The sequence below is a fragment of the Herbaspirillum lusitanum P6-12 genome, from assembly GCF_000256565.1.
GTDB lineage: Bacteria > Pseudomonadota > Gammaproteobacteria > Burkholderiales > Burkholderiaceae_D > Herbaspirillum > Herbaspirillum lusitanum.
In genome coordinates this window covers 1-4,724 of sequence record NZ_AJHH01000802.1, presented here as the reverse complement: position 1 = coordinate 4,724, position 4,724 = coordinate 1, and the positions used below count along the sequence as shown (strand labels likewise).

Annotated in this window: 6 protein-coding genes and 1 pseudogene; 4 read left to right on the top strand and 3 right to left on the bottom strand. The window is 61.3% G+C overall.

Annotation, left to right across the window (positions count from 1 at the left end):
* Positions 1–249, bottom strand: a pseudogene (locus HLUSI_RS34570) (hypothetical protein); the annotation flags it as partial.
* Positions 250–317: 68 nt separating this feature from the next.
* Between HLUSI_RS34570 and HLUSI_RS0125765 the strand changes: the two are divergent.
* From HLUSI_RS0125765 to HLUSI_RS0125750, 4 genes are all read left to right on the top strand, one after another.
* On the top strand, positions 318–1,265 hold the full coding sequence (locus HLUSI_RS0125765; protein ID WP_016836666.1) for a LysR substrate-binding domain-containing protein: 948 nt from the start codon (positions 318–320) through the stop codon (positions 1,263–1,265).
* Between the two features lie 115 nt (positions 1,266–1,380).
* Complete coding sequence (gene yfcF / locus HLUSI_RS0125760) at positions 1,381–2,022, top strand: glutathione transferase (protein WP_016836665.1); 642 nt, start codon at positions 1,381–1,383, stop codon at positions 2,020–2,022.
* 48 nt (positions 2,023–2,070) lie between these two features.
* Positions 2,071–3,081, top strand: a complete 1,011-nt coding sequence (dctP, locus tag HLUSI_RS0125755) for a TRAP transporter substrate-binding protein DctP (RefSeq protein ID WP_016836664.1) — start codon at positions 2,071–2,073, stop codon at positions 3,079–3,081.
* Between the two features lie 40 nt (positions 3,082–3,121).
* Positions 3,122–3,505, top strand: a complete 384-nt coding sequence (locus HLUSI_RS0125750; RefSeq protein ID WP_016836663.1) for a nuclear transport factor 2 family protein — start codon at positions 3,122–3,124, stop codon at positions 3,503–3,505.
* A 97-nt stretch (positions 3,506–3,602) separates the two neighbouring features.
* Here HLUSI_RS0125750 and cheD read toward each other — a convergent pair whose 3' ends face one another.
* Together cheD and HLUSI_RS30770 are read right to left on the bottom strand one after the other, a co-directional pair.
* The gene (gene cheD / locus HLUSI_RS0125745) at positions 3,603–4,205 is read right to left on the bottom strand and encodes a chemoreceptor glutamine deamidase CheD (protein ID WP_016836662.1); all 603 of its coding nucleotides are present in this window, start codon (positions 4,203–4,205) and stop codon (positions 3,603–3,605) included.
* Between the two features lie 290 nt (positions 4,206–4,495).
* The coding region (locus HLUSI_RS30770; RefSeq protein WP_040503924.1) for a LysR substrate-binding domain-containing protein at positions 4,496–4,724 on the bottom strand (229 nt) is incomplete at its 5' end.

Genomic DNA, 4,724 nt, shown 5'->3' with positions numbered 1-4,724 from the left:
GCGCCGGGCGCGCGCCGACGGTCCGATCTGATGACAACTGGCGCATTTGGCGAAGGCCGCCTTGCCGGCGGCGACATCACCTGTGACGGCGTGCGCCGGTCCGGGTATTCCCATCCAGACAGCCATCGCCAGCAATGCCAAGGCGGCTGCCTTACCTGCGTCATTGCCTTGTTTGTGATCTTCTTTGTTACCCGATTTCATCCCTGCAAATCCCATGATTGCCTCTGTCATTGGCGGCAACTTTAGCACGCGGCGCCTACCCTGCATGCGGCCCGCAAATGAGCTATAGTCTGCGGATACCAGCTCGCAGAAATCGTATGACACTCACCGAACTCAAATACATCGTCGCCGTCGCCCGGCAAAAGCATTTCGGTCATGCCGCCGAAGCCTGTTTCGTGGCGCAGCCGACCTTGTCGGTCGCCATCAAGAAACTGGAAGATGAGCTCGGCGTGGTCATCTTCGAACGCGGCGGCACCGAAGTATCCGTCACGCCGCTCGGCGCCCAGATCGTCGCCCAAGCCGAACGCGTGCTGGAACAGACCGCCGCCATCAAGGAAATCGCCAGCCAGAACAAGGACCCGCTGTCCGGCCCGCTGCGCCTGGGCATCATCTACACCATCGGCCCCTATCTGCTGCCCTCGCTGGTCAAGACCATGATCGAGACCGTGCCGCAGATGCCGCTGATCCTGCAAGAGAATTTCACCACGCGCCTGATCGAATTGCTGCGCCAGGGCGAACTGGACGCCGCCATCATGGCGCTGCCGTTCCCCGAGCACGGCCTGATCGTGCAACCGCTGTACGATGAAGAATTCGTCATTGCGCTGCCCAGGAACCACAAGTGGGCCGAGCGCAAGGAGATCACCGCGCAGGATCTCAAGACCGAAACCATGCTGCTGCTCGGCAACGGCCATTGCTTCCGCGACCAGGTGCTGGAAGTCTGCCCCGAAATGTCGCGCTTCTCGACTGCCGGCGACGGCATCGCGCGCACCTTCGAAGGCTCGTCGCTGGAAACCATCCGCCACATGGTCGCCTCCGGAATCGGCATCACCGTGCTGCCGCGCGCCTCGGTAACCGACATGCACACCAAGGACGGCACCGTGCGCTATGTGCCGTTCACCATGCCGGTGCCGTCGCGCCGCGTGGTCATCGCCTGGCGCAAGAGCTTCACGCGCCACACCGCCATCGATGCCGTGCGCAAGGCGGTGTTGTCGTGCGCCCTGCCGGGTGTCGACATGCTGCATGAGGCCGAATTGACCGAAGGCTGATCCGTCGGGGCCCGCAAGGAGCAAGCGCCGCGCACAACGTGCAGTGGATTGTCTGCGGGGCCCGTGATTTTTGCCCGCAAATGCATACGCAATAAACCATCGCAGGAGAATTCGTTTGAGCCAGTCGCCCTTCGCGCTGTACGTCGACGCGCAATTCATCAGCCCTTACGCCATGTCGGCCTTCGTTGCGCTGACCGAAAAACACATCGACTTCACGCTGCACACCGTCGACCTGACGCTGCAGCACAATCATCTGCCGCAATACGCGCAATGCTCGCAGACGCGCCGGGTACCGACATTGGGCGATGGCGATTTCCACCTGTCGGAATCGTCTGCAATCGCCGAGTATCTGGAAGAGCGTTTCCCCGCGCCCGGCCATGTCTCGTTGTATCCCGCCGCCCTCCAGCACAAAGCCAAGGCGCGCGAAATCCAGGCCTGGCTACGCAGCGACCTGATGCCGATCCGGCAGGAACGTCCGACCGAAGTGGTGTTCCTCGGCGAAAAGCGCGCGCCGCTGTCGACCGCCGGCCAGTTCGCCGCCAACAAGCTGATCGCCGCCGCCGACATCTGGCTGAGCGAAGGCGCAGAACACCTGTTCGGCACCTGGAGCATCGCCGACCTCGACCTCGCCGTCATGCTCAACCGCCTCGCGCTGCATGGCGACGCGCTACCGTCCAAGCTGTCCGACTACGCTGCGCGCCAGTGGCAACGGCCGTCAACGCAACAGTGGCTTGCCTTGCAACAGGCGGCGCGCTGAACCTGCATTGATTTGCTTCAACAACATAACTACATCTCAGGGAACGCCATGAACATTGCTGGATTTTTCACTCTTCGCCGCACGGCATTCGCCGCCATTGCCGCAACGCTGCTGGCCGCCGCGCCGGCCTTCGCGCAAACCGCCTCGCTGCGCCTGATCAATGAATATCCGGCGACGTCCGTCACCGCCAGCGCCGACCTGCAATTCGCCGCCGCCGTGAACAAGCTGTCGGGCGGCGACGTCGTCGTGGCAACCCTGCAGGAAGCCGCCAATCCCTACAAGGGCAAGGACCAGGTCAGCGCCGTGCGCGACGGCAAAGCCGAAATCGGCACCCTGTTCGCCGGCATCCTGGGCGGCGCCGATTCGTTCTTCCTGCTGTCTTCGCTGCCGTTCGTGGTCGACGATTTCGAGCAGGCGCAAAACCTGTTTACCTGTACCCGTCCCGAACTGGAACGCCATCTGGCGGCGCTCAACATGCGCTTGCTGTACGCCACGCCGTGGCCGCCATCCGGCATCTGGTCGGCCAAACCGGTGGCCTGGGTCGGCGACGTCAAGGCGCTCAGCATCCGCACCTATGACGACAACAGCCGCGGCGTCTTCCAGCGCGTCGGTGCGCAAAGCGTCAACCTGCCGTTCTCGGCCGTCGGCGCCAAGCTAACTTCCGGCGAACTCAACGCCGTACTGTCGTCAGGCGACGGCGGCGCCGGCAATCGCCTGTGGGATTACCTGCCCAATTTCACCGCAATCAGCTACGCCATCCCGCTGAGCTACACGGTCATCAACAACGAAGCCTGGAACAAGCTGACGCCGGCGCAGCAGAGCACGCTGACGCAAGCGGCGAAGCAGACCAATGAGGCCAGCTGGGCCACCGTCAAGAGTCGCATCCAGGACAACTACACCCGCATGAGCGAACACGGCATGCGCCTGAACCTGCAACCGGCCGCAGCGGTCCGCGTGGCGTTGCGCCAGGCCGGCCAGGAACAGGCCGACAGCTGGTGGCAGCAAGATAAAAATAATGAAATCCGCGCGCGCTGCGTGCCGCCGGTGCAGGCAAAATAGGCGTTGAGCAGTACACACCGAACACACTGAGGAGACCGCCATGCCTACCAAGGAAACCCTGGAAAAATTCATCGCCCGCGTCGAAGCCAACGCGCACATCGAGGCGGTGGAAGAGTTTTATACCGAAGATTCGACCATGCAGGAAAATACCGAGCCGCCGCGTTTCGGCCGCGACGCCCACGTCGCCAATGAACGCAAGGTCATGGCGCGTGTGAAGTCGTTGAAATCGAAATGCGTGCGCCCGGTATTCGTCGAGGGCGACAAGGTGGTGGTGCGCTGGATTTTTCGTTTCGAATGGCTGGACGGCACCGTCACGAACATGGAAGAGCTGGCCTACCAGCGCTGGGAAGGCGAACGCATCGCCGAAGAGACGTTCTTCTACGACCCGGCGCAACGCCTGCCGCGCGTAGAAGAAAAATACTGACCAAACCTGTTCACGATCTGTAGCGAGAAGCCATCAGCCGGTGTCGAGCACTGATCGGCGCCGGATCATGGCCTCGCAGTAAGATCGTGGACAGGTTTCAGAACAGATCGATTTCGCCGCCTACAGGTTTCTTTGCGAGTTTGCCGGCGTAATCGCGTTCCTTCATTTCCGTTGCGGCGTCGGTCGACTTCAGCTTCTTGACCAGCACCTTGCCCGAACGCGGGAAGTAGTGCACCTTGCGCGGCCAGATGTCGTTGAGGTCTTCGGCGACCACGCGGATGCCTTCGGTGCGCAGGTACGTGCGGACGAAGGCGGCGTTGCGTTCACCCACGTTGATGGCGTTGAAGCCGCGCAGCACGGCGCCGCCGCCGAACACCTTCGACTCCAGATTTTCGCGCTTGGCGCCGGACTTCAAGATTTCATTGATCAGGATTTCCATGGCGTAGGTGCCGTAGCGCATCGACGAGGAAATCGGGCTGTCGGCGTCGTTGCCGCCGTCAGGCAGCATGAAATGGTTCATCCCGCCGATGCCGCTGACACGGTCGCGGATGCAGGCCGATACACATGATCCCAGCACCGTGACGATCATCATGTCGTGATGCGTGTGGTAATACTCGCCGGGAAGAATTTTTGCCGTATCGCAATTGAAGTTGCGGTCGTGATACACGTGGGAGGCAAACTGCTCGATATTCTGGCTCATTGTTTTTGTCCATTTCTGGCGTGGGGGCCGCCTTTACCGATCGTGATCTCATGATCACATCTTCTGCGGTATGTTGAAACGATTTTAGATAAACCGGACCGGCCGCGATATAAGGGAATACCTTATAGGCCTGTGGAAACGGCGCGTCTCGCTGCCGCTGTGTTCCATACTCCGCAAGGCTTTGCGGAGCACGTTGAGATTGGATTTGCCGGGATGCAAGAGACTGGTAGAAATACGCTGTGCTGACGATACAACAATAATTTTCGCAAACCGACGCCGATCTCGCCAGTTCAGCCGATGACGCCACTCCAGAACTGCCGGTCCGCTTCGCATTCCTGCAGCAACCAGTTGGAGAAGGCGGCGATATTGCCCGCGGTTTCCCCTTTCTGCGGATGGACCAGCCAATAGGCCTGCGCAAGCGGCAGGCTCAGCGACACCGGTGCGACCAGACGACCTTGCTGCAACTCGCGCACCACCAGCGACGAACGCGCCAGGGCCACGCCTTGTCCGGCCAGCGCA